General features: G+C 69.7%; 22 protein-coding genes and 1 pseudogene. 12 read left to right on the top strand and 11 right to left on the bottom strand.

From position 1 onward, the window contains the following. Positions 1-153: 153 nt before the first annotated feature. Together AB0D93_RS37900 and AB0D93_RS37895 are read right to left on the bottom strand one after the other, a co-directional pair. Positions 154-438 (bottom strand): MGMT family protein, encoded by a 285-nt coding sequence (locus tag AB0D93_RS37900; RefSeq protein ID WP_362130053.1) that lies wholly within the window; start codon positions 436-438, stop codon positions 154-156. Beyond that, a pseudogene (locus AB0D93_RS37895) lies at positions 435-984 on the bottom strand (DUF488 domain-containing protein). Before AB0D93_RS37895 ends, AB0D93_RS37900 begins: the two are co-directional and overlap by 4 nt. Before the next feature lie 280 nt (positions 985-1,264). Here AB0D93_RS37895 and AB0D93_RS37890 point away from each other — a divergent pair. Then, positions 1,265-1,783, top strand: coding sequence for an SRPBCC family protein (locus AB0D93_RS37890; protein ID WP_362130050.1), 519 nt, complete (start codon positions 1,265-1,267; stop codon positions 1,781-1,783). A 36-nt stretch (positions 1,784-1,819) separates the two neighbouring features. Continuing rightward, positions 1,820-4,132, top strand: a complete 2,313-nt coding sequence (locus AB0D93_RS37885) for an FdhF/YdeP family oxidoreductase (protein WP_362130046.1) — start codon at positions 1,820-1,822, stop codon at positions 4,130-4,132. Positions 4,133-4,443: 311 nt separating this feature from the next. Here AB0D93_RS37885 and AB0D93_RS37880 read toward each other — a convergent pair whose 3' ends face one another. Beyond that, positions 4,444-6,222, bottom strand: coding sequence for an FUSC family protein (locus tag AB0D93_RS37880; protein WP_362130043.1), 1,779 nt, complete (start codon positions 6,220-6,222; stop codon positions 4,444-4,446). A gap of 243 nt (positions 6,223-6,465) precedes the next feature. Between AB0D93_RS37880 and AB0D93_RS37875 the strand changes: the two genes are divergently transcribed. Together AB0D93_RS37875 and AB0D93_RS37870 are read left to right on the top strand one after the other, a co-directional pair. Then, positions 6,466-7,668, top strand: coding sequence for a PP2C family protein-serine/threonine phosphatase (locus AB0D93_RS37875; protein WP_362130040.1), 1,203 nt, complete (start codon positions 6,466-6,468; stop codon positions 7,666-7,668). 278 nt (positions 7,669-7,946) lie between these two features. Beyond that, on the top strand, positions 7,947-8,912 hold the full coding sequence (locus AB0D93_RS37870) for an ABC transporter permease (protein ID WP_362130037.1): 966 nt from the start codon (positions 7,947-7,949) through the stop codon (positions 8,910-8,912). Positions 8,913-8,971: 59 nt separating this feature from the next. Here AB0D93_RS37870 and AB0D93_RS37865 read toward each other — a convergent pair whose 3' ends face one another. Both AB0D93_RS37865 and AB0D93_RS37860 read right to left on the bottom strand, forming a co-directional pair. Next, positions 8,972-10,486: an MFS transporter gene (locus AB0D93_RS37865; protein ID WP_362130034.1), complete on the bottom strand. Its 1,515-nt coding sequence runs from the start codon at positions 10,484-10,486 to the stop codon at positions 8,972-8,974. 81 nt (positions 10,487-10,567) lie between these two features. Next, complete coding sequence (locus AB0D93_RS37860; RefSeq protein WP_362130031.1) at positions 10,568-11,266, bottom strand: SDR family oxidoreductase; 699 nt, start codon at positions 11,264-11,266, stop codon at positions 10,568-10,570. 108 nt (positions 11,267-11,374) lie between these two features. Between AB0D93_RS37860 and AB0D93_RS37855 the strand changes: the two genes are divergently transcribed. Together AB0D93_RS37855 and AB0D93_RS37850 are read left to right on the top strand one after the other, a co-directional pair. Beyond that, positions 11,375-11,866: a helix-turn-helix domain-containing protein gene (locus tag AB0D93_RS37855; protein ID WP_362130028.1), complete on the top strand. Its 492-nt coding sequence runs from the start codon at positions 11,375-11,377 to the stop codon at positions 11,864-11,866. 179 nt (positions 11,867-12,045) lie between these two features. Next, on the top strand, positions 12,046-12,540 hold the full coding sequence (locus AB0D93_RS37850) for a PaaI family thioesterase (protein WP_362130070.1): 495 nt from the start codon (positions 12,046-12,048) through the stop codon (positions 12,538-12,540). 54 nt (positions 12,541-12,594) lie between these two features. On the opposite strand, the gene AB0D93_RS37845 is transcribed toward AB0D93_RS37850, so the two are convergent. Together AB0D93_RS37845 and AB0D93_RS37840 are read right to left on the bottom strand one after the other, a co-directional pair. Further along, positions 12,595-14,703, bottom strand: coding sequence for a SpoIIE family protein phosphatase (locus AB0D93_RS37845; protein ID WP_362130025.1), 2,109 nt, complete (start codon positions 14,701-14,703; stop codon positions 12,595-12,597). A gap of 302 nt (positions 14,704-15,005) precedes the next feature. After that, entirely contained in the window at positions 15,006-15,578 is a 573-nt protein-coding gene (locus AB0D93_RS37840; RefSeq protein WP_362130022.1) for a TetR family transcriptional regulator C-terminal domain-containing protein, read from the bottom strand. Between the two features lie 222 nt (positions 15,579-15,800). Here AB0D93_RS37840 and AB0D93_RS37835 point away from each other — a divergent pair, with 222 nt between their 5' ends. The 4 genes from AB0D93_RS37835 to AB0D93_RS37820 all read left to right on the top strand — a co-directional run bounded on the left by AB0D93_RS37835 (position 15,801) and on the right by AB0D93_RS37820 (position 20,155). Then, on the top strand, positions 15,801-16,817 hold the full coding sequence (locus tag AB0D93_RS37835) for an alcohol dehydrogenase catalytic domain-containing protein (RefSeq protein ID WP_362130019.1): 1,017 nt from the start codon (positions 15,801-15,803) through the stop codon (positions 16,815-16,817). Between the two features lie 65 nt (positions 16,818-16,882). Next, complete coding sequence (locus tag AB0D93_RS37830) at positions 16,883-17,926, top strand: hypothetical protein (protein WP_362130016.1); 1,044 nt, start codon at positions 16,883-16,885, stop codon at positions 17,924-17,926. A 168-nt stretch (positions 17,927-18,094) separates the two neighbouring features. Then, complete coding sequence (locus AB0D93_RS37825) at positions 18,095-18,766, top strand: enoyl-CoA hydratase-related protein (protein WP_362130013.1); 672 nt, start codon at positions 18,095-18,097, stop codon at positions 18,764-18,766. 330 nt (positions 18,767-19,096) lie between these two features. Then, positions 19,097-20,155: a zinc-dependent alcohol dehydrogenase family protein gene (locus AB0D93_RS37820; protein WP_362130011.1), complete on the top strand. Its 1,059-nt coding sequence runs from the start codon at positions 19,097-19,099 to the stop codon at positions 20,153-20,155. Between the two features lie 45 nt (positions 20,156-20,200). Here the strand turns inward: AB0D93_RS37820 and AB0D93_RS37815 are convergent, their stop codons facing one another. The 3 genes from AB0D93_RS37815 to AB0D93_RS37805 all read right to left on the bottom strand — a co-directional run bounded on the left by AB0D93_RS37815 (position 20,201) and on the right by AB0D93_RS37805 (position 22,088). Next, complete coding sequence (locus tag AB0D93_RS37815) at positions 20,201-20,920, bottom strand: hypothetical protein (protein ID WP_362130008.1); 720 nt, start codon at positions 20,918-20,920, stop codon at positions 20,201-20,203. Between the two features lie 42 nt (positions 20,921-20,962). Next, a complete protein-coding gene (locus AB0D93_RS37810; RefSeq protein ID WP_362130005.1) occupies positions 20,963-21,571 on the bottom strand; it encodes a DJ-1/PfpI family protein in 609 nt (202 codons plus the stop codon). 115 nt (positions 21,572-21,686) lie between these two features. Then, positions 21,687-22,088: a tautomerase family protein gene (locus tag AB0D93_RS37805; protein WP_362130003.1), complete on the bottom strand. Its 402-nt coding sequence runs from the start codon at positions 22,086-22,088 to the stop codon at positions 21,687-21,689. Positions 22,089-22,345: 257 nt separating this feature from the next. Here AB0D93_RS37805 and AB0D93_RS37800 point away from each other — a divergent pair, with 257 nt between their 5' ends. Beyond that, on the top strand, positions 22,346-22,813 hold the full coding sequence (locus tag AB0D93_RS37800) for a helix-turn-helix domain-containing protein (RefSeq protein WP_362130001.1): 468 nt from the start codon (positions 22,346-22,348) through the stop codon (positions 22,811-22,813). Positions 22,814-22,911: 98 nt separating this feature from the next. Next, positions 22,912-23,805 carry an alpha/beta fold hydrolase gene (locus AB0D93_RS37795; RefSeq protein ID WP_362129998.1) on the top strand — a complete coding sequence of 298 codons (894 nt, stop codon included), beginning with the start codon at positions 22,912-22,914 and terminating at the stop codon, positions 23,803-23,805. A gap of 168 nt (positions 23,806-23,973) precedes the next feature. Here the strand turns inward: AB0D93_RS37795 and AB0D93_RS37790 are convergent, their stop codons facing one another. Continuing rightward, positions 23,974-24,240, bottom strand: a complete 267-nt coding sequence (locus AB0D93_RS37790) for a hypothetical protein (protein WP_362129995.1) — start codon at positions 24,238-24,240, stop codon at positions 23,974-23,976. Positions 24,241-24,246: the final 6 nt, after the last annotated feature.

Genomic DNA, 24,246 nt, shown 5'->3' with positions numbered 1-24,246 from the left:
TAGGACCGACGGCCCGGCCGTCGACGACTTCCGGCCAGGGTCCTCCCGGGAGACGGCTTCGTGCCGACCGTCAGGCACGGTGAGCACTCGCCGTTGGCTCCTGTGCGTCAGTGCTTCGTCAGTGCTTGGGGCGCGTGTCCGACCCGGAAGTCGTCACGGTGCCCATCGACAGCGTGCACGCCTCATGTCGACCCGCGCACCGAGCATCGGCGTTCCCTCATGGTTGAGCAGCTCCCGGGCTGCCCCGCCGTGACAGGAGGCCGGTGTTCCGTCCGCGTGGACGACACGCCACCACGGCACGCCGACGCCGAGCAGGCTCATCGCCCGCCCGACCTGCCGTGGGCCGGCTCCGACCCGCTCGCCGATGTCACCGTACGAGGCGACGCGGCCGGCCGGGATGGCGGCCACTTCCGCACGTACCGCTTCGACGAGGTTCATGTCGCCTCGGGCACTTGGGAGGCGGGGGGCGGGTAGGTCAGGTGCCCGTCCTGAACGTGCGCGTGCCGGTTCAGGGTTGCCGGCTTCGCTGTCGAGGCCGAGATGATGTGCGCCACCTCCGCACCCGCGACGATCAACGCGTCGGTGATCAGTCTGCGATGGCAGCGCCACGGAACCGCCTCGCTGCACATGATCGCCGGCACTTCCGTGCTCAGCGATTTCGAGCAACTCGTTCAATCCTTCATTGAATTCGTCGCTCGCCATGTAATCGGCGTAATCCCGGAAGGCTTTCACCTGCCACGCGCCGTTCGCGCTCAGTACCCCTTTCGGGGTGTGCCGTCGGCCGCCGAGTCGCGGGATCCACCGGTATTCGATATCGGGGGGCAGTGCCTCGATGATGGCTGACTGATTCCATTGCGGGAACTTCCGCGACGAAGGGAACGAGCGAACGTCGACCAAGTGGGTTATCTCGTTGTTCCGCAGCATGGTCAGCATTTCATCGAAGTCGCGTGTGGAATGCCCCACCGTGCAGATGCGGTTCGTCATTCTGCCGCCTCAGCCTCCCGGCTCCGGGTTCAATCCCTTCCGGCTTCAGAGTTCCAGCGGACGTGATCGCCGACGGCGAAGTGCCGAGCCACGGCGATCCTCCTCACGGCATGCCGGACGCACGACAAGTACCCGCACGGACGACCTGCGCACAGGGTGAGGCCGACGCCTTCAGGGCCGGGACGGCGGCGTGCAGGGGCAGCCAACTCGCTCTCCGTGTGGCGGCCCGTCCGACGGCCGGTGAGACTGGGAGGCGGCGGAGCCTGGAGATGGGTGGGTCATGCATACCATCGAGGAAACGGTCGAGATCGCGGTACCGGTGCGTACCGCGTACGACCAGTGGACGCAGTTCAAGAGCTTTCCCCGGTTCATGACCGCGGTACGGCGGGTCGAGCAGGTCAAGCCCAATGTCACCACGTGGGTCATCGGCGTGGGGCCGGTGTGCCGCGAGTTCGAGGCGGAGATCCTTCAGCAGGAGCCCGACTCCCGTCTGGCCTGGCGCAGCCTCGAGCGGCGCCCCTCCCACCGCGGCGAGGTGACCTTCAGGTCCGTCGGGGAGCGGCGTACGTCGGTCTGCGTACGGCTGGAGGTGGAGGCGCGCGGCGTGGCCGGCGCGCTCACCGTCGTGCCCCGGCTGACCAGGCGTGTCGTGCGAGCGGAGCTCGGACACTTCAAGGAGTACATCGAGGGGCTGGGGGAGGCGGGCGGCTCCTGGCGGGGGAGCATCCGCAACGGACACGTACGGCCCGTGGAGCCGGAACCGCCGAGGAGCCGGGTGCCCTGCTGGCCGGTGGGCTGACCTCGTGCGGGATGACGACGAACGAGAGGCAACCCGATGACCAAGCCCCCCGGCGAACGGCCGAAGGACGAGCTCACCGTGACGCCGCCCAAGAAATGGGCCGCGGGCATTCCCGCCGTGGTGCACGCCTTGGAGTACTCCCTGCAACAGACGTCCCCGCGGAACACGGGGGTGGACCTGCTGACCATGAACCAGGTGGACGGCATCGACTGCCCCGGCTGTGCCTGGGCGGATCCCTCACCGGGGCACCGCCATCGCAACGAGTACTGCGAGAACGGCGCCAAGCACATCAACGACGAGGCCACCACGCGCCGCGTCACCGCGGACTTCTTCCGCGAGTACAGCGTCACCGAGCTGAGCCGGCAGTCCGACATGTGGTTGAACCACCAAGGACGGCTCACGGAACCGATGGTGAAGCGGCCGGAGTCCGACCACTACGAGCCGATCAGCTGGAACGACGCCTTCGGGCTGCTCTCCGCCGAGCTGACCTCCCTGGACACCCCGGACGAGGCCGTCTTCTACACGTCGGGCCGGGCCAGTAACGAGGCCGCTTTCGTGCTCCAGCTCTTCGCCAGGGCGCTGGGCACCAACAACCTGCCCGACTGCAGCAACATGTGCCACGAGTCCAGCGGCTTCGCCCTGCACGAGACGCTCGGCACGGGCAAGGGAACGGTCAGCCTGCACGACCTGCACCACGCCGACCTGATCTTCCTGGTGGGGCAGAACCCCGGAACCAATCACCCGCGGCAGCTGTCCGCGCTGGAACAGGCCAAGCTGAACGGCGCTCGCATCATCGCGGTGAACACACTGCCCGAAGCCGGCCTGCTGAGGTTCAAGAACCCGCAGAAGGCGCGCGGGGTGATCGGGCGTGGTGTGCAGATCGCCGACCGGTTCCTGCACGTCCGCGCCGGTGGCGACCTGGCGCTGTTCCAGGCGTTGAACCGGCTCCTGCTGGAGGCCGAGGAGGCCCGGCCCGGGCAGGTACTGGACCACGAGTTCATCCGCTCCAGCACCAGCGGCTTCGAGGAGTTCTCCGCGCACGTCCGCGCACTGCCCTGGGACGACATGCTCACCGCGACAGGGCTGAGCCGCAACGAGATCGAGCAGGTCCGCGACGACGTACTGCGCAGTGAACGGGTCGTCGTCTGCTGGGCCATGGGGGTCACACAGCACAAGCACGGTGTCCCCACCATCCGGGAGATCGTCAACTTCCTGATGCTGCGGGGAAACCTCGGCCGGGCCGGAAGCGGAGCCTGCCCGGTGCGTGGTCACAGCAATGTGCAGGGCGACCGCACCATGGGCATCTGGGAGCAGATGCCCGACTCCTTCCTGGACGCGCTGCAGCGGGAGTTCGGCTTCGACCCGCCGCGCGCCCACGGTCTGGACTCGGTGAACTCGATCAGGGCGATGCGTGAGGGCCGTGTCAAGTTCTTCCTCGCGCTGGCCGGCAACTTCGTCCGGGCCGCACCGGACAGCGAGGTCACCGAGGCGGCGATGCGCAACTGCCGCCTGACCGCCCACATCTCCACCAAGCTCAACAGGTCCCACACCGTCTGCGGCCGGACCGCGCTCATCCTGCCCACCCTCGGCCGCACCGAACGGGACGTCCAGGTGGGCGGGGAGCAGTTCGTCACCGTGGAGAACTCGATGAGCGAGGTGCACACCTCCCGTGGGCGGCTGAGGCCGGCCTCCAAGCTCCTGCTCAGCGAAGTCGCCATCCTGTGCCGACTGGCCCGCCGCACCCTGAACGGCACGGCGGGCATCCCCTGGGAGCAGTTCGAGGCCGACTACGGCACGATCCGCGACCGCATCTCCCGCATCGTGCCGGGCCTGCACGACTTCAACCGGCGCGTGGTCCGCCCAGGCGGCATCCAACTGCCCAACCCGGTCAACGAGGGTGTCTTCCCCACCGCCGTGGGCAAGGCGTTGTTCACCCGCAACGCCTGCGAGGCGCCGCACCTTCCCGAGGGGCACCTGCTGCTGCAGACACTGCGCTCCCACGACCAGTGGAACACCATCCCCTACACGCCCAACGACCGCTACCGGGGCATCCACGGCAGCCGTCGGGTGGTGCTCGTCAACCCGGCCGACCTCGGCGAACTCGGCCTGACCGAAGGACAACACGTCGACCTGGTCGGCGTGTGGAGCGACGACGCCGAGCGCCGTGCCGAGGACTTCGTGGTGGTCCCGTACCCGACCAGCCGAGGCTCCGCCGCCGCCTACTACCCGGAGACCCAGGTCCTGGTGCCCCTGGACAGCGTGGCCGACATCAGCAACCAGCCGACGTCCAAAGGCATCCTGGTCCGTCTGGAACCCACGGCACCGCAGCCGAGCACGAGCGCACGCTGACCTCGGCGACCGGAACCGGCCGGCACGGTGCACGGCCGTGGCGCGTCGCCCGACGCAGCGAGCGCGTGCGGCGGCTTGCCGACGAGCAGGCCGTGGTGCTCACCATGAGCCTGCCGGACGCCGACCGGGGAATTCGTGGCCGTGCGACGGCGGTGGCGCTCGGCACGGCGCGGCATCGGGTCACCGTGGCGGCTCACCACATCCCGTGCATGCCCCGGTCGGTCTCACCGCGGTCCCGGTCGGCAGGGCCGACGTCCGCGACTTCAGTCCGGACGCGTGCACGGACCACGGCTCCTCCGGTCAGGAGCGCGTCATTCCCACCGATGGCGCAGGAGTCGCTCCAGCGCCGAATAGCCGCGTTGCTCCGCTGCGGCGAGTTCGGCGGGGTCGATGCCCGCCAGCCACAGTTCGCCGGCGGCGGCATCGTCCGCTTCACGCAACTCCACCAGGGCTCCCGCCAGACGCACCTGGATGTCCGGGGGCGGTGCTCCGCAGTGAGGGACCAGTGCCCGTTCCGCGTCTTCCGTCGCCTGTGTGCACGCGGCCAGTGCGCCTTCCACACGCACAGCGGCATGGTCGTCGACCACCAGCAACGCGCAGACCAGGCCCATGGTGATCCCCAGGAAGCTGGCGAGGACGCGATCGTGGACCAGTTCACCGGCGGAGCCGGGGATGGCCATGTCGCTCAGGAGCAGGGCCAGTGGCGTCACGAACACGACCCCCAGGGCGTAGTTGCGGACGACAGCGAATTCCAGCAGGAACTCCAGAACCATGATCGCGACAGCGAGCACCGTGGGACCCGGGTGCGCGGCCAGCACCCCGAGGGCGATCAGCAGTCCGACGGCGGTGCCCAGCGTCCGCTGGGCGGCACGTTGTGCCGTCGTCCGGATGTTGACCGAGTGCAGCACGGCAGCTGCCGAGATCGCCGCCCAGTAGCCGTGCCCCAGGCCCAGAAGGAGGGCCAGCCCTCCCGCCACGCCGGTGCCCACGGCCATCCGCAGTGCCGGAATGACCAGGACCGAGATGTGGCTGGAGCCGCCTGGGCGCCATCCCAGCATCAGCTCGGAGGCGCGTCGGACGTCGGTGTCGGCGGTCACGGGGGGCGGCCCGAGCGCTCTGCGCTCCCCGGCCTCACCCTCACCCGCGGCCGCAGGCGCCGGCGCCAGTTCGGGCAGCAGCTCGGGAACCCGGCGGCGCCGGTCCGTGAGCAGGAGGGCCTGCTGCCGCAGGGTCTCCGGCTTCGGGGTGAGGTCGTCGGGTGACCGGCGCACCGAGCCGATCAGCAGGCACCACGACATGTCCGTCAGGTGCAGGCAGACCCCCTCGCGGTCGCGGTGCCGCAGGTCCGTCGGCGGTGCGAGACCGAGGGACTGGTACGCCTGCAGGACGGCCGCCGTCGCCCGATGCCGCTCTGCTTCGCCGCCATCCCGGTGCCGGCCCACGTCCAGCAGGTCCGCGAGCGCGAGCAGCGCCGTGGAGACGGCGATGCGCTGAGGCCGGTCCGGATGGACGAACCGACCCACCACGGCCAGTCCCCAGGCCACCGCCGACGCGGCGGCGGCCAGCCCGGTTCTCGGGAGCACATCGGCGGGAGCGGTGGAGGCGTTGGCGGCCACCGCGAAGGAGAAGAGGAGCAGCACCGCGCCCAACCCGCCCAGCCGGGCGGCATCACAGGAGAACTTGGCCAGCCCGGCGACGACGGCCGTCGCCGCCACCACCGCGATCCCACCGGCTCCGGCCCGCGGGTGCGCCACCGCGGCCAGCGCCGCCCCGCACCCCACGCACGCCGTCATCGCCGCCCCGACCAACGCGAGCACCCGAGCGCGGCGGCCGTAGGGCAGATTGCGCCCGAACGTGGTGGTGAAGGAGCCCAGCATGGCGTAGACCGCCAGATCGGGCCGCCCGGCCAGCACGATCGGCAGTGCCACCAGCCCCATGGCCAAGGCCGCGCGCAGGGCGAAGAGAAAGGCCCCGTCCACCCGGTGCACGGCCAGTGCGCCGCGCGGGGACAGCACCCTCGCCACGCCGGCGAACGAGCGCCCGCGGTCCCTTCTGGTCACGGCGGGGAGACGCCTACGCGAGAACGGCATGATCTGTGTATGTCCTCACCTGGCTCCCGGGGATCGACGTCCGGGATCAATTGTCCGGGCGGAGCGGCGGTCCGTCCTGAGCGGAGGACCTGCCGCCGGTGTGGTGGCGCATGAGCGCCTGCTTGCCGCCCTCCGGGATACGCGGGCCGCCGTGGAGTACCTCAACGCTGCTGACCTGCGCGAGCGGGCTGCCCGGGGAGCTAAAGCCGGACATGCGCTACAGACGGGTGTATACCGATACGTATGGGCGCGGGGCGTGTGCCGGTGGACCGCCTCCCGGAGCAGCAGCTGGGCCGCAGGCTGGTGGCGATCCCTCTTGCGCTGATCGTCGTGATCACCGTGGTGGACATCCATTCCCCGCCGGACGTCCACCTGGGCCCCTTGCTGGTGATCGCGCCGGCTCTGACCGCTTCCCTGGCCGGGCCGCGAGTGACCGCCCTCGTGGGAGCACTGGCTGTGGCCGCCCAGGTGCTCATCGCCGTGTTCCACGGCGGACTGACCACGCCCAACCACCTCTCGCAGATCACCGGCCTGACCCTGCTGTCCGCCTTGGTCGTCTTCGTCTGCCACGTGCGCGAGCGGCGCAGCCGTGAGCTGAAGCGGGCACGGTCGGTGGCCGAGACGGCGCAGCTCGTGCTGCTGCGGCCACCGCGCCGCCGGATCGGGCCGCTGCGGGTGGCGTGGCTGTACCTGGCGGCCGAGGACGAGACCCGCATAGGGGGCGACCTGTTCGCGATCGCCCGCTCCGAGAGCGGCACCCGCGTGATCATCGGCGACGTCCGCGGCAAGGGGCTGGCCGCCATCGGTGAGGCATCCATGGTGCTGGGTGCGTTCCGCGAGGGCGCGCACCGTTTCGACACCCTGCCCGAACTCGCCGCGGGCCTGGAGGTGAGCGTCTGCAGAAGCCTGGAGGACGTCGCCGACACCGAGCACGATCCGGGTGAGCACTTCATCACCGCCCTGCTGCTCGACATCCCCGACCACGACACCCAGGTCGAGATGGTCAATCTGGGCCACCCCCCGCCCCTGCTGCTGCACGACGGCCAGGTCACCGTCCTGCACGCACGACGCCCCGTACCCCCCTTGGGCATGTGCGCACTGCCCGCCCCCAGACACCGCGCCGACCCCTTCACCCTCGACGACGGCGACACGCTGCTGCTCTACACCGACGGCGTCACCGAAGCCCGCTCACCCACAGGAGCCTTCTACCCCCTCACCGAGCGCGCCGCCTCCGCCCCCACGTCCGGACCCGAAGCCCTGATCCGCCACATCCACCGCGACCTGCTGAACCACATCGGCCACGAACCCGGAGACGACGCCGCTCTCCTGGCCATCGAACGCTACGGCGCCCACCACCTCCACCGACCGCACACCCACGCCCACCCCCTCGACGGCCCCCGTCGACTCGACTCCGACTCAAAGCCGGCTGCGGAGAACCCTTCCTGAGCCCTCGACCCATGGGTCCTGATCGTCTTGCCGACACCCAGCAGGGCGTCCGAGTCCGGCGGAGGGGCGTGTCCGGCCTGCTGGACCGCCATTATGGGCCGGCGCTCGGTTGCGGTATTCCGGCATGCCGGTGACGCGTGCGGTGCGGCAGCCGCGTCCCGCACGGCGCCCACCATACGATCACGGCCATGGGTGAGCGGTGGTCTGCGGCGGCGCCGCCTCAGCCGCCCCGACGGGGCAGATGGCCCCGATTGACGTCGTCGCGTTTCCTGCCGGCGGTGGTGATCTCGCTGATCATCGCGGCCCTGGCCGGGCTCTTCGTCGGCGCCTACTGCTGGGCCATGGCCAATCCCGTACCGCATCGCATCCCCGTCGCGGTGACGGGAAAGTCGGTCGCGGGCGGCCGGTTCACCAACGCGCTGGAGACCACGCTCCGCACGTCGTTGGTCCTTCATCCGTACCCCGACTACGGCAGGGCCCTCGCCGCCGTCGACGCCCAGCGGGAGTTCGCGATCCTGCAGCGCCGATCGGACGGGGTGGAGGTCGATGTGGCGAGCGCGGCGGGGGCGTCGGTCGCCCGGGTCCTCGGCCGGAGTGCCCCGGCGGTGGGCCGGGCCCTCGGCATCCCGGTGCAGGTCAGGGACGTCAAACCGCTTCCGGCCACGGACCCGCAGGGGCTGGCTCTCTTCTACATCGCCCTGGGGTCGAACATCCTCGGTTTCGTCGGTGCCATCCAGCTCGGGGTGCATGCTCAGGCGCTGCGCCCCGCCGAGCGTATCGCCGCCACGGCCGGCTATTCCGTGCTGGGTGGCCTGTGGATCTGCGTCATGGCCGACTGGGTGCTCGGTGTGGTGCGGCTGCCGTTCGTCCAGTCATGGGGAATCTGCACCTTCACCATGATCACGGCGGGCATGATCTTCACCGCGTTCCACACCTTCCTGGACCGTTGGGCACTGCTCCCGACGTGGCTGTTGCTGGTCATCCTCGGCAACCCCTCGTCCGGGGGTGCGGTGGCCTGGCCGCTGCTCCCTCCGGTCCTGGGCTTTCTGGGGCGGTTCCTGCCGCCGGGCGCGTCGGTGAATGCCCAGCGCAACGCCGTGTACTTCCCGCACAACCAGCACGTCGAGCCGTATGTGGTGCTCGCCGTGTGGTGCCTGGTCGCCTCGTCGGTCTTCCTTGTGTGGCGTGCGCGTCACCCCGCCAGCCGGGCGGCCGCACAGGCCGCCACGCCCGGCGCTGAATGAGCGCACTGCCGCATCGCGGGCCCGGCAGCCCGGGAAGCGGGGTGCGGGACAGTTGCGCGTCAGTTCGTCGTGACGGTGGTGTGGTGCGGTCGGTTGTGTACCAGCAGGGCTGAGGCGAGGGCCGCGCACAGGAACACGGCGGCGATGACCGTCATTCCGGCGTGGACGCCGGAGGTGAAGGCGTCGCCGATCGCGGCGGTCACGTTCGGCGGGGCCGCCCGGTGGCTACCGCTACCGGTGGAGACGGCGTGCTCGACGGCGGGCCAGGCTGCTCGGGGGACGTGGTGGACGTCCAGCCGGGTCGGCAGTTGGGACCGGAGCCGGCTGGCGAGGAGTGCTCCGAGGAGGGAGGAGCCGGTGACGGATCCGATCTGGCGGAAGGCGTTGACGGCTCCGGAGGCCATGCCGGCGCGTTCGTGGGAGACGCTGACCAGGGCGGCGGCGGTGCTCGGCGCGGCAACCATCCCGCTCGCGGCTCCGAAGAGCGCGAACAGCCACCAGACCCGGGCGTAGGGGGTGGTCGGATCCAGCGTGGTGAGTCCGGCCGTGGCGGCGGCTCCGATGAGGAAGCCCAGGGTCAGTGGGAGCTTGAAGCCGGTGCGGCGGATCACGCGTCCGGTCGCATAGCTGACGATGACGTAGACGCCGAAGAAGGCCAGCAGTCGCCATCCCACGTCCAGGGCGGACAGGTGCTGGACGCGCTCGTAAAAGAGCACCGACAAGATGGCCAGTCCGGTGAAGCCGAACAGGGAGACGGCCGTGACGAACATGACCGCGCTGAAGGACGCCGACCGGAACAGGCTGATGTCCAGCATGGGTGTGCGGCCGGCGCGCTCGACGAGGACGAAACCGGTCAGGGCCGCGGCCGCGATGATCCAGGCGGTGAGGATGCGGGGGCTGGTGTAGCCGTCGTGTCCGCCTTCGATGAGGGCGTAGACGAGGGCGGCGATGCCCAGGACGGCCAGGACCTGGCCGGGGATGTCGAGTTTGCCATCGGGGCCGCGCGATTCGGCGACGAAGACGGCGGCGGCCATGGTGACCACGGCGAGGACGGCGGTCGACAGGAAGACCGTGTTCCAGTGGAAGTGGTCCAGCAGGGTGCCCGCGATCAGCGGGCCGGCGGCGAGTCCGATGCCGGAGGCGGCCGCCCAGATGGTGACGACTTCGGTGCGCCGGTGGGGGTCGGGGAAGGTGGCGCCCAGGATGGCCAGGCTGTTGGGCAGGATGAGCGCGCCGCCGAGGCCGGAGACGAGCTGGCCGGCGATGACGCCTCCGGCCGAAGCCGCCGTGTAGACGATGAGTGACCCAATGATCATGACGGCGGCGCCGGCGACGAAGGTGCGCCTGCGGCCGTAGAGGTTGCCGATGGTGCCCGCGGACATCACCAGACTGGCCACCAGCAGGGTGTACGCGGAGGGGATCCAGACGAGGCCGGTCGGGGAGACGTGCAGGTCGTCCTGGATGGCGGAGAGCGCCGACACCGATGCGGTGATCAGCAGAAAGGTCGTCATGGCGCCCAGGCACATCGCGATGAGCGTGACGGTGGCAGCGAGCCGGGAGGGCTGGTTCGGCAAGGGCCGGAGACCGGTTTGCCCGCCGGTCGGCTTGAGCCGGCCGGGGGCGGGGGAAGGAGTCGGAGTCACGGTGTCCTCGTCTCAGCCGAGCTGCGGGTAGAGAGCGGCGACGCCACCGGACAGGTCGGCCTGGACCTGGCGGCTGCGGTCGTCGACGACGATCTCGGCAGCTCCGGAGGCAATGCCGTCGGCGGCCGCGCGGGCGACGTCCGCCGGGTGGGTCTTGGGCCCGTCGACATGGCGGGCCATGTCGGTGTCCATGTAGCCGACGTGGAGTCCGGACACGGTGATGCCCCGGGGCGCGAGCTGCTGGCGCAGCGCGTTGGTCAGGCTCCACTCCGCGGACTTCGCGGCTGCGTAGGCGCCGACGGCGGGAAAGCTGATCCAGGACAGCACGGACAGGATGTTGAGGATGGCGCCGCCGCCCTGGGACTCGATCACCGGGGCGAAAGCCCGGATCACGCCGAGGGTGCCCAGGTAGTGGGTCTCCACCTCCAGGCGGACGGCGTCCCAGTCGCCGGTCAGCGGATCGGCGCCCGTGGAACTGCCCGCGTTGTTGATCAGCACCGTGACATCACGGGCCTCCTCGGCAGCCGCGGCGATCGAGGCGGGGTCGGTGACGTCGAGCCGTATCGCTTTCACGCCGGGCAGATCGATCTGGTCCGGTCGGCGCGCTGCCCCGTACACCGTGGCGCCGCGCGCGAGCAGTTCCTGGGCGAGCGCCCTGCCGAGCCCGCGGTTGGCGCCGGTGACCAGGACGGTTGCTGTGCTGATGTCCATGATTCCTTCCTCGGGATGCGCACACCCCACCTGACTAATGATTGAAGAAGTCAGCTACGACGGTATAGGCTGACTTTGCATGAGGCAAGCCAGGTGGAGGGTGGAGAGATGACGGATCTACTGGACGAACGGGACGCCTGGTCCATGGCCAACTGCTCCATCGCCAGGACCCTGGAGATCGTCGGCAACAGGACGGCGCTGCTGATCATGCGCGAGGCGTTCTTCGGCACCCGCCGGTTCGACGACTTCGCCAAGCGTGTGGGCATCGGCGAACCCGCCGCCGCGGCGCGCCTGAAAGAACTGACCGCCGCCGGTCTCCTGGAGCGCGTCCCCTACCAGGAACCCGGCCAGCGGACCCGGTACGCCTATCAACTCACCCAGAAGGGGCGGGACTTCCGGGCCGTCATCGTGGCGCTCCGGCAATGGGGCGACAGGTGGGCCGCCGACGAACAAGGGCCCCCCGTGGTCGTACGCCACGAGAAGTGTGGCGCCCCGGTGCACGCGGTGCTCCGCTGCGACAACGGCCACGACGTGCCGATCGGGGACTCGTTCGTCGATGCCGGCCCGGGTCTCATCCGCGTCGGCCAGGACAGCCCCTGAAGCCGGCGACGACTGGAGCACCCCGCAGGACGATTCCACCGCAGAAGTGGGCCGCCCCTGCCATGGCCGACCGGCTCGGCACGGTACACCGACAACACACGTCCCTGAGGAGCTGCCGCATGTCCGAAACGTCGAAGAAGTCCTTGCGCGCCGACGCGACCGGTGAGACAGGGGCGGCCATCCACAGATCACGCGTGTTCGGCTGGGAAGACCCTGCCGTTTCCGCCGACGCCGTCCCTCACCACAGCGGTCTCGACTTCCTCCGTGAGATCCTGGCCGGGCGACTGCCCGCCCCGCCGATCGCCGCCACTCTGGGCTTCACCTTGGAGGAGGCCGAGCACGGCCGGGCGGTCTTCGTCCTGGTGCCGGGCGAGGAACACTACAACCCGATCGGCAGCGTCCACGGCGGCGTCTACGCCACGCTCCTCGACTCGGCGGCCGGCTGCGCGGTGCAGTCCGTACTGCCCCAGGGCATGGGATACACCTCGCTCGACCTGACGTTGAAATTCCTGCGCCCGATCACCGTCGACACCGGCAAGGTCCGCGCCATCGGCACCGTCCTCAACAGCGGCCGCCGCACCGCCCTCGCCCAGGCGGAGCTCCGTGACTCCGGCGACCGGCTCCTGGCCCACGCCACCAGCAGTTGCATGCTCTTCCCGGTCCCGGCCCGCTGATCACCATGCCCGGCGCGACGGAGACCGACGACGATCAGCCGGACCTCGGTGTTGCTATGACCGCTGTTGGGGACCGGGCGAGGTCGGGGGCGGGAGAGTCTGCTCGGCCCAGACGGTCTTGCCGTCGAGGGAGTACCGGACGCCCCAGTTCTGTGCGAGTTGGGCGATGATGAACAAGCCGCGCCCGCCTTCGTCGATGGTCTTCGCGTGGCGCAGCCGTGGCGCGAGGGCATTGCCGTCGTGGACTTCGCAGGTGAGCGTGCGGTCCTTGATGAGCCGCAACCGCAGCGGTGGGGTGCCGTAGCGGACGGCGTTGGTGACCAGTTCGCTGACGATCATTTCCGTGATGTAGGCGGTTTCGTCGTCCACTCCCCAATGGGTGAGCTGGTGTTGGGTCTGGGTGCGCGCCGTGGCGACGGCCTTGGGGTGGTGGTCGAGATGCCATGCGGCGACCTGGTCCGCGGGGAATGCGTGGGTGCGCGCGAGGAGGAGGATGACGTCTCCGTGGCGGGTGTCGTTCCGCAGCCGGTAGAGCACGTCGTCGCACAGGTCCTGCAGTGGCCGGTCGGTGTGGGCGAGCACCCGTTGGAGGGTCTCCGGGGACTGGGAGGCGTGCAGGAGGGACGGGGTGTAGAAGGCGAGGACGCTGCCGTCGGCGACAGGAACCGTGGTGGCGGCGAAGGGGGGTCCTTCGGTACTGCCCAGGGGAGGTCCGCTCGGCAGGGGAGGGGTCTCGGTGCTCCCGTCGGGATGGGCGACGACGGGTGGGGGGTGGCCGGCCAGGGCGATGGTGCAGGTCTGGGCGAGCGGGTCGTAGACCGCGTACGCGCAGCTTCCCGTGAGCGGCATGGGGTCGCCGGGCGGCAGCGCCGCGCGTTCGTCGGCCAGGCTGACGGCGGTGTCGTTGAGGCGGGCGATCAGTTCGTCGGGCTCCAGGTCGAGCGCGGCCAGGGAGTGCGTGGCGGTCCGTATCTGTCCCAGGGTGGTGGCCGCGTGGATGCCTTGGCCGGCCACTTCACCGACCACCAGTGCGGTACGGCCGCCGGAGAGGGCGAAGGTGTCGAACCCGCTGCCTCCGCCCACCTCGGAGGGCACGTGCAGGTGCGCGGTTTCCACGGTGGTCCGCGTCGCAGCGTGGGGAAGCAGCAGGTGGCGCTGGATCGTCAGGGCGATGGTGTGTTCGCGGGTGTAGCGGCGGGCGTTGTCGATGCACAGCGCGGTGTGAGCGGCCACTGCGACGGCGAGGGTGACATCGCCCTGGTCGTAGACGTCTCCCTGGTCGGTGCGGTAGAGGCTCATCAGTCCCAGGACGGTTCCCCGCAGCGTCAGGGGTGTGGTGATGAGGCTGTGGGCCCCGGAGGCGCGGATCGCCTCGGTGCGTTGCGGGACGGCCGCCAGCCAGGGCGTTTCGGGGCCCAGGGCGACGAGGCGGGGCTTGAGGTCGCTCAACGTCTGCGCATAAGGCGTCGGGAAGGGCAGAGCGCGCACGTCACCCACCGGATGTGCCTGAACCTGCTCCTCGCCGCCACTGCGGGCGAAGGCGGCACGGCGCAGCGGTACCTCCCGCCCGAGAGGACTCGGCGGAGGTTCCTCGCCACGCACCACTGCGTCCACCACCTCCACCACGGCGATGTCGGCAAGATCCGGCACCACCTCCCGCACCAGTTCCTCGCAGGTGGCCACGACGTCCAGGGTCTGTCCCACGCGCTCGCGCACCGAGCCGAGGACGCGCAGACGGGCACGTACCTTTTCGCGTTCGGTGACATCGAGGATTTCCGCCAGCGCCCCCAAGATCCTCCCCTGCGCGTCTTCAAGACGAGATACCGAGACGGAGAACTGGTACTCCGGCCCCGGCGCGCCCTTCGGACGCACTCCCACCAGTCGCCCCCGTGCCGGCTCGCCGCTGTGCAGCACGCCGTGCAGCATCGCCTCGACCTCATCGGGCGCGGAGAGGTCGTATACGTCGGCGAAGCGCCGGCCCACGATCTGTTCAGGGGGCCCTGCGTGCAGGACGGAGGTGTTGACGTTGATCCGTAGAATCCGCAGCTCCGTGTCCAGGACCATCAGGCCATTCGGGGACTGGCGGAACAGAGCTTCCAGTACTGCCGCACCCTCGACAGGCGAAATGGCTTCGTTGTGCGCCACGGCACCCACCTCCCCCATCCAGCCTGCTCCTCGCTCCTGCGCGCCGCTCCCTCGCGCTCCGAGACGCGTTGGAGTTGCCTCCGTTGCGACCTCAAGGATTTCCGCAGGTCGTGTAACCGTCCGAGGAATCCCTGAGCGAATGTCCCAGGTGGGCGCTTCGGCGAGCGCTCCGGTTCCCATCGCTGTACGAGCAGCAGGGCGAGGTCCGGGGCCTGGCATCCCACTCGCGCCCGCCTCACGCGTGCGCGAGTGGGATCCGTTGGACCAACGACGGGAAGACGGCCTGGACCCGCCTACGAGTCTTCAGCGGCCGGCCACGATCAGCGCAGGAGGACGCCGAAGACCATGCGGAAGAAGGCGTCGAAGGGAGCGGAGGACTTGTCGGCCCGGGCCGCGATCAGCGTGCCCTCCCAGGCGCTGAGGATGAACAGCGCGGCCTCCTCGGCGTCAAGAGCGGCGTCCAGCTCACCCGCTTCCTGGGCTTCGGCGAGCACCCGCCGGATGTGCGCGGCCCACCGCTGGAAGCCACCCTGGACGGCGGAGCGGATGTCCTCGGAGTGGTCCGCCACCTCCGCGCCCAGGTTGCCCACCAGGCAACCACGGGCGAAGCCGCGGGCGACCGTGTCCTTCCCCAGGAACTCGAAGTGCGCCCGAAGCCGCTCCAGCGGAGGCCGTCCGGGCGTGTCGAGCAGGTCGAACCGCAACCCGGCGGCGTAGCGGCTCAGCGCCTCGAGGGCGCTCTCCTCCTTGCTGGCGAAGTGGTTGTAGAACGAGCCCTTGGGAGCCCCGGCCGCCGAGGTGATGTCGCTGATGCCCGTGGCATGGAAGCCCCTCGTGCGGAACTGCTCCAGGGCTGCCTGCGCGATCTCCTCGCGCTTGGACGCGCGTGCCATCCTCACCACCACCTCGGATGTCAATATGTCCGGTCGCCTTACCGCAGGTCAAACGAGGGGGAGCGGCTGCCGCCCACGACACCTCGTGACCCACGCCCCCTCGCTCCTTGACTAACTGTAAAGCGACCGGTCATATTGAAACGACCGGTCATATTGAATAGTCCCCGCCCCGAGCTCTCGGCCCTCCCCGAGTCGGCAGAGGCAGCACCGAGGAGATACGTCATGTCCACCTACCGAGCCTTCGAGGCCGCCGGTGTCCACCAGCTCCGGCTCGTCGAGCGCGAGCTCGTCGAGCCCGAGCCCGGACACGTCCGGCTCAGAGTGGAGGCGTGCGGTGTCTGCCACTCCGACGTGCTGGCCGTGGAAGGACTGCGCACCGACCCGTCACGGCCCGTCGTCCCCGGCCACGAGATCGTCGGCGTGATCGATGCCGTGGGCGCGGGCGTCACCGCCTGGAGGCCCGGCGACCGCGTCGGCGTCGGCTTCCTGAGCGGGCACTGCTGGGAGTGCGAACCGTGCCGCCGGGGCGACTTCGTCAACTGCCTCGACCAGGAACAGACCGGAACGACCGTCGACGGCGGATACGCGGAGGTGGCCTACGCCCGCGCAAGCGGACTGGTGCGCATCCCGGACGGCATGCCCGCCGTCGAGGCAGCTCCGCTGCTGTGCGCCGGACTGACCACCCTCACCGCGATCCAGCAGGCCCCCACCCGCGCCGGCGCCCTGGTCGCCGTACAGGGGATCGGCGGGCTGGGCCACCTGGCCCTGCAGTACGCACGCAGCCTCGGACACCGGGTCGCCGCCATCGCCCGGGGCCAGGAGAAGGAGCAACTCGCCAGGCAGCTGGGTGCCCACGAGTACATCGACAGCACCCTCACCGACCCCGGCACGGCGCTTGCCGACCTGGGCGGCGCGTCGGTCATCGTCGCCACGGCATCCAGCGGTTCGTCCATGAACCCCCTGGTCCGCGGACTGGCCCCGGGCGGCACGCTGGTGGTCGTCGGCGCTGCCCCCGACCCGCTGACGGTCGCCACGGCTGACCTGATCTTCGGCACCCGCCGCATCGTCGGCAGCCTGACCGGATCGTCGATCCAGAACGAGGACAACCTCGCCTTCAGCCTCGCCCACGGCATCCGCCCGGCCACCGAGACCATGCCCTTCACCCACGCCATGGACGCCTACGAGCGGATGCTCTCGGGCAAGGCCCGCTTCCGCGTCGTCCTCGACATGGACGCCTGACCACGCCACGCCGGCGGGCAGGCGAGTCAAGGCCCCCGCCCCTGGCAATCCCCTTGAGGTTCCCCATGACCGAAACGGTCGACACGACAGAGCACACCAGCCCGGCCCCTTGCGGCAGCCGGCCTGCGCGCCCAGCCGCCGACATCGTCCCCCACGTCGACGATCCGCATGCGACTCGCGCCGCACGGATCAGGCTCCTGTCCGTCTCCCTCGGCACCGCCGGACTCGGCGGAGCCTGGCAGGCGGCGGCACCCACCTTTCCGCCCGCTCTCCAGGTCAGCGACGCGCTGTTCACCGTCAGCGGACTCATCTGGCTGGTGCTGCTGGCCCAGTACCTGCGCCATGGCGGGACCCGCTGGCACAACCTCCGTCAGCACCTGCGCCATCCCGGCGACGGCTTCACCCTCGGGTATGTCCCCCTCATCGGGATGCTGATCACAGGACACTTCTCCCGGTTGGAGCTCACCTGGGCACGTTGGGTCTACGCGGTGTTCCTCATCCTGGCCGCCTTCGTCGCCGCCCGCCTGCTCGCCCACTGGCTCACGGGCACCCTGAGCACCACCGCTCTGCACCCGGGCTACCTGCTGCCCGTCTCCTCCGCACCCTTCGTCGCCAGCGCCGTCGCCTCCACCCTCAGACTGCCCGGCGTCGCCGACGCCGCCTTCGCGGTGGGGCTGCTGTACTGGCTCGCCTTCGGCACCGTCATCCTCGGCGGCCTCGTCACCGGCGGACCCCTGCCCGGGCCCGCTCGCCCAGCCCTCACCGTCCTGACCATCCCACCGGCGACCGGCGGAATCGCCTGGACCGCCGCTCACAAGGGCGTCTTCGACGCCGTCGGCTACGGCTTCGCCGGGACCCTGCTCTTCACCGTCCTCATCGTCGTCCTCCTCCTGCCCGAGCTGCGCCAGCCCTCGTTCCATCCGGGCCTGTGGATCTTCAGCTTCCCGGTGGCGGCATCCACCAACTTCACCATCCGCTGGATCCAAGCGTCCGCGTGTCCCGGGGCGCCGGCCCTCACCGGCATTCTCCTCGCCGGTGCGACCTCGGCGCTGGGCCTGCTGGCCATGGCCACCCTGCGCCACCGGGCCCGGCGACCACTTCCCCGCTGACTTCCGCTCCAGCGGCGGACAGACGCATGCCAGAGGCATCACCGTCACTCCAGCGCCGATCGCCGGCTTCACCGGAAGGTGACAGCCCGCAGCCCCGGTCTGCGCCCAGCGGACCCAACCCCCCCCGCCCATCTGCCCTACCTCACGAAACCTCTCCGAGGAGCCCTCATGCCCACGCTCGACCGCCACGACGCCGTCTTCGTCCTCCACCTCGGTGACGGGGAGAACCGCTTCCACCCCGACTGGATCGCTGCGGTCCACGCAGCCCTCGACGAGGTGGAGAAGTCGCAAGGACCCCGCGCCCTGGTGACCGCTGCGACCGGGAAGTTCTACTCCAACGGACTCGATCTCGAATGGCTCGCCGAGCACAGCGACGAGCACCTGGACTACGTCATCTCCGTCCACGGTCTGTTCGCCAGGTTCCTGTCCCTCCCGCTGGTCAGCGTCGCCGCGCTGCAGGGACACACGTTCGCCGCCGGAGCGATGTTCTCCCTGGCCCACGACTTCCGTCTCATGCGCGCCGACCGGGGCTTCTGGTGCCTGCCCGAGGCAGACATCAACATCCCCTTCACTCCCGGCATGTCCGCACTCATCCAGGCCCGGCTGACCCCGCAGACGGCCCACCACGCCATGGTCTCCGCCCGCCGTTTCGGCGGCCAGGAAGCCGCCGCTGCCGGAATCGTCGATCAGGCCGTGGACGAGAGCGCCCTGCGCACCGCCGCCCTCGAACTCGCCCAGGCCCACGCGAGCAAGGCCGGCGACACCCTCGGAACCATCAAGGCGCGCATGTACACCCCCGTCCTCACCACCCTCCGCGACACGACCAACCCGCGGGGCTGACGTCGTATCGGGGGGCGGTCCCCGGCCGAGCGGGGCACGACGTGTGCAGTAGCAGGCAGGGCGGACATAGTGACCGGGCCGGAGAAAAGTCGCCGCGGCGCTGGTTGATGACATGACAGCGTCGTGCGCCTCGCGCCAAGGCTGCTTATGACATGACAGCGTTGGGGCGGGAGCGCAAGCTGTAAGTGCAGGGTGACACCGGCGATCGGTCGGGCGAGGCGAGCTGTACGTGGGACGGCGACGCCCGCCGGAGGTTGCGTCGCTTCTGCCCGGACGTCCACGGTGTCCGTCGGGGTGCTGAGAGACGAAAGGTCGCTCATGCCGCAATCCATGCGCGCGCTCGTGGCCGGAGCGGTCGGCGAGCCGAACGATGTCCTGCGGCTGGAATCCCGGCCTGTTCCCACGCCGGAAACCGGCCAGGCGTTGATTCGTGTGAAGGCGACTCCGATCCACGCCAGCGATCTGCACGTGTTGCGTGGTCGCTACGGCTTTTCTCCCGAGCTTCCAGCTGTCGGGGGGCACATGGAATGCGTGGGCCGTATTGAGGCCCTGGGTCCGGGTACCGAGGGCCTGAAGATCGGCGAGCGTGTGGTGGTCGCCGCCGTCCCCGCCGTACCCGACCCTCATGTGGCGGGCACCTGGCAGGAATACCTCGTCGCCGCTACACACCGGCTTCTGCCGGTCCCCGGCCAGCTGAGCGACTCCAGCGCCTGTCAACTCGCTGTCAACCCGTTGACCGCGCTGCTCCTGGTGGCGCGCGAACTCGACGTACAGCCGGGGGAATGGCTGTTGCAGACGGCGGCGGGCTCCACCGTCGGCCGGCTCGTCATTCAGCTGGCCAGGCATCTGGGCATTCGAACGATCAATGTGGTGCGGCGGCGCTCGGCCGTCGACGAGATCAAGGCGCTCGGTGGCGACGAGGTCATCTGCACCGAGGACGAGGATCTGCTGCAGCGTGTGACCGAGATTGCCGGACCGGCCGGCGTGCGCAAGGCCATCGACTGTGTCGCGGGCCCCGTAGGTGCCCAGGTGTCCCAGGCACTGGCTCCAGGAGGAGAGGTCGCGGTCTACGGCGCGCTCTCCACCCATCGGCAGACCGACCCGGCGGCGTTGACGGTTCCGCTGTCGGCACGCTCGCTCATCTACGAAGCCAAAGTGGTCCGCGGCTTCTGGCTGAACCGCTGGTTCGGCACCGCCTCACCTGCGGATGTGCTGGACGCGCTGTCCGTGGTTCGCACCCTCGTCACCGATGGAGTGCTGACCATCCCCCCAGGCCGGCCGTTCCCACTCGAACGCTTTACCGAAGCCATCTCGTTCGCCGAAGCACCCGCTCATGGCGCCAAACCACTCTTCGTCTTCGACAACGACCGGGACGAAGACGAAGAGTAGGAGCCGGGACTTCGCCGCTGTACCGCCACCGGCGGCGCGTCGCTGTCAGTCGAAGTGGATGTCGCTGAGGTCGATCGAGACCATGACCTGATCGAGCACGGGATGGCCATCGGCGTCGCGGCGGTAGGCCCGGCGCCTCGTGGGCAGCGTGATGCCGTCCGCTTCCACGCAGTCGTAGACGTACTGCGCGGCGGCGAATCCGCCTGCCACATCGACGTGATAGTCGTGTCGGCGCAGCAGGCGGTCGGCGCCGAAGTAGAAGTCCTGGTGGGTGCTGTGGCTGACGATCTCGGCTGGGAACGTGGCGCGTAGCCCTCGCCACAGTTCGTCCCCTTCCCGCCACGGCTCGATCTCGGTGACCGTGAATCCGGGCATAGCCAGCAGGAACGGCGTGGTGAGGTAGGTCCACAGGGCGTAACCGTTGAAGTAGGCGCGGTCCAGTGCGTCCCAGGGGGTCTCCAGAGTGTGGCCGCTGAAGGACGACTGCGGGTCCTCGCGTTCGGCCACCACCCGCCCGTCGAGCTTTTCGATACTCACACGTCCGGGCGTGAAGTCGGTCCTCTGATCAGGGGCGCCAAAGGGTCTGACCGACGCGTGCTCCTCGTGCAGGAGAACGGTCATCTCGCGCGGCGCGGGATCCTGCGGCAAGCCCTTCACGGCGAACAGATGACCGCCGCTGACAAGGGTGGCTCGCGCCCGAGTCAGCCGGCGCCAGCGTGTGGTCCCGCCGTGCGCTTCGATCGCCTCGATGAGCAGTTCATTCATGTAGGTCTCCAGAGGCGCGGCGGCCCCAGCCTGAGCGGGACGTCAGCACGGCGCGAACGCGCCCGTGTGGACGGCGCGCATGGCGCGCTCGATCGTCTCCTGGTTTTCGCCGACCGGAGCAACGTAGCCGATGACGTCGCGCGCGGCGGCCTCCCCGAGCATGCGGGTGATGACCCAGGTGGCGAGGTACTGGGACGCCAGACAGCCTCCTGCCGTAGCGATGTTTCCCTCGGCGTGGAACGGCGCGTCGAGCACGGTGATGTCGCAGGCTTCGACAAAGGGTCGGCTCTTCATGTCCGTGCAGGCGGGCATGCCGTCCAGCAGTCCGAGCCGGGCGAGCACCAGCGCGCCGGAGCATTGCGCACCGATCAGTTGTCGCGAAGAGTCGAGCGGCAGCCGTGAGATCAGCTGGTCGTCGGCGACCACGTCTCGCGTCCTCACGCCACCGCCGATCAGTACGACCTCGGCGTCGGCCACGAACTCCAGGGGGCGCTGTCCCGTCACCTCGACGCCGTTCATCGACGTGACCACCGGCGTCGGCGTGGTGATGAAGGCTTCCAGGCCATCCTTGCGGCATCGGTTGATCAGCGCGGATGCGATGAAGCTGTCGAGTTCGTTGAACCCGTCGTAGGTGACCACGGCTACCTGCATCACGTCTCCTTCAAGCACGGCATCAGATCCGTACTCTTCCCTGGCGTGCCGGTTCGGGGCGGGAGCCCGGTCGGCGGCCGGCTCCGGTGCGGCAACCGCACCATGCGGTCGTGGTTCACCAGCGTGGGGCGCCGTCGGCAAGCTGAAGTTCACCCCGGCCGAAGGAGAAGTTCTCGTTCGGGACCGGAATCAACGCGATGAAGATGTCGTCGGGTGAGACGCCGAGTGCCTCGACCACCAGTTTGTTGATGGCCGCCGCCACGGCCCGCTTGTCCGCCAAAGGCCGGTGGGCCCCGAGCTGAAGCGTGATGATCATGGCGTCGCCGCTGCGCTGCATGCCTATGAACGTCGGGTCCAGGAAGAGTTCGTTCTCGCCATGCTCACTGATCATGATGAACCGGTCGCCCTCGGGTATCCCGAGGGCCTGGACCAGTGACTGGTTCAGCGCATCGGCGAGAACACGCTTCTGTTCCGAGGAGAAACGGTTGGCGGGGATGTGGGCGTTGAAGACGGGCATGAGCTGATCCTCGGGGGGTGCGGAGTCGGCTTGTGCAGTCAGGGGGATTGATGGGCTCCGTCCGCGGTGGGGACGGGAACATGCGGGACGGAGAGGCTGCTCGCGCTCCCTGCACAGCCGAGGCGGAGCTGATCAGACTTCTGACCACCGGCGGAAGGAGATCCATGGGTCAGCGCCGACCACCTAAGTCTCCATCTGGAACCCAGGCGGCGTCAAGGCTGAGTTCCAAAGCGGAACTCAAGGGGTACGCTGTCCCCATGGAGTGGCGAGAACTTGATCTGGGCAACTGCAGCGTCGCCGCAACACTGAGCCTGGTCGGCGAGCGATGGACACTGCTCATCCTTCGCGAGGTCTTCGCGGGACTGCATCGATTCGACGAGATGGCCGAGCACCTCGGGATCTCCCGCAGGGCCCTCACCGAGCGCCTTCGGCAACTGGTCGACGCCGGCCTGCTGGAACGCCGGAGCTACCAGGAGGCTGGTCAGCGCTCGCGCCATGAGTACCACCTCACTGCGCGCGCCCACGACCTGCAATGGGTCCTCGCCGCGCTGCTCCGGTACGGCGACACCCACCTGGGCGACCCGGCGGCCGCGCCGGTGGTGCTGCGCCACTCCGGCTGCGGCGGCCAAGTCCACGTTGAGTTGCGCTGCTCGTGCGGCCACGAGGTCGCCGGTTCCGACGTGGAGCCGGTCCTGGGCCCCGGCGCCGTCCGGCTGTCCACCTGACGCAGTCGACCCCCGTCTCGGCCTTCCGCGGCACTGCGCGGCGTCATGGAGGCTGATCGTTTCAGCAGGGCTGAATCCTGTTCCACTGAGAGGTTTTCATGATCGAGCGCAAGGATGTCGAGTTCGAAGCCGACGGCGCGGTCACGCTTCGCGGCTGGCTGTTTCTGCCGGCCGGGCCGGGGCCGCATCCGGCAATCACCATGGCCCATGGCTATGCGGGGGTTAAGGAACACGGTCTGGAGCCCTTCGCGCGAGCCTTCGCCGAGGACGGGTTCGTCGTCCTGGTGCACGACCACCGCACCTTCGGGGCCAGCGACGGCGAGCCCCGGCAGGACGTCGACCCGTGGCAGCAGATCGCCGACTGGCGGCGGGCCATCTCCTACCTGGAGAGTCGGCCGGAGGTCGATGCCGACCGGATCGGCCTGTGGGGGAGCAGCTATGCCGGCGGGCACGCGATCGTATTGGGTGCGACCGACCGCCGACTGCGCGCCGTGGTGTCCCAGGTGCCGACCATCAGCGGGTACGAGCAGGGCCTGCGCCGCGTGGCACCGGACGCCGTGGCGGGCCTCGAGGAGTCCTTCACGGAGGACGAGCGGGCCCGATTCCGCGGAGAGGCCCCGCACACCGTGGCCATCGTCAGCAACGATCCGGCGGTGCCCGCCTCCTACCGATCACAGGAGGCCGTCGACTTCTACCTGCAGCCCACGCCCGACGGCGCGTGGGAGAACAACGTCACGGTCCGTTCGACCCGCGCGGCGCGCATGTACGAGCCCGGGATCTGGGTCACGCGGGTCTCGCCCACGCCGCTGCTCATGGTGGTCGCCCTTGGCGACACAGTCACCGTTACCGACCTGGCGCTCGCCGCCTACGAACGTGCCCTTGAGCCCAAGCGGCTGCAGCTGATCCCGGGCGGTCACTTCGACCCGTACACCAGCCAGTTCGATCAGGCGAGCGGCGCCGCCCGCGCCTGGTTCCGTGAACACCTCGCCTGACGGGCGAACGCACCCCTTCCCCGACGTTCCTCAAGCGTTCCGCGGAGGAACCATCCCCCGTCTGCGCTGTATCAGCACGACAGACGGTCTCGGTGATGACGTTGGCGTGCGCGCAGACTTCCAACGCAAGCCGGTGACGCGGACCCGGCACCTCGTCCAGGGTGCGGGTCAGCAAACCGCGCACCACGTCGGGCAGGTCCCCGAGTGTGCGCGGCAGGACGCCACGCGACCGTCGATCGTGATCGGATCGGCGCCCGCAGCCACGGCGACATCGGCCAGAACATCCAGCAGTGCGCTCTCGCCGATGCCGCCGGGACCGTGAAGGAAAAGCACGCCTCTTGCGCCCAGCATCGAGCGGAACAGCTCGATCTCCCCGGTGCGCCCGGCAAAGGCACGCCGTCGTAGCTCACTCAGCCGCTGCCTGATGATCGTCACAACGGT

Source organism: Streptomyces sp. NPDC048191, from assembly GCF_040652655.1.
GTDB lineage: Bacteria > Actinomycetota > Actinomycetes > Streptomycetales > Streptomycetaceae > Streptomyces.
The sequence above is the reverse complement of the archived record's forward strand: the minus strand, read 5'-3'. Positions and strand labels throughout refer to the sequence as shown.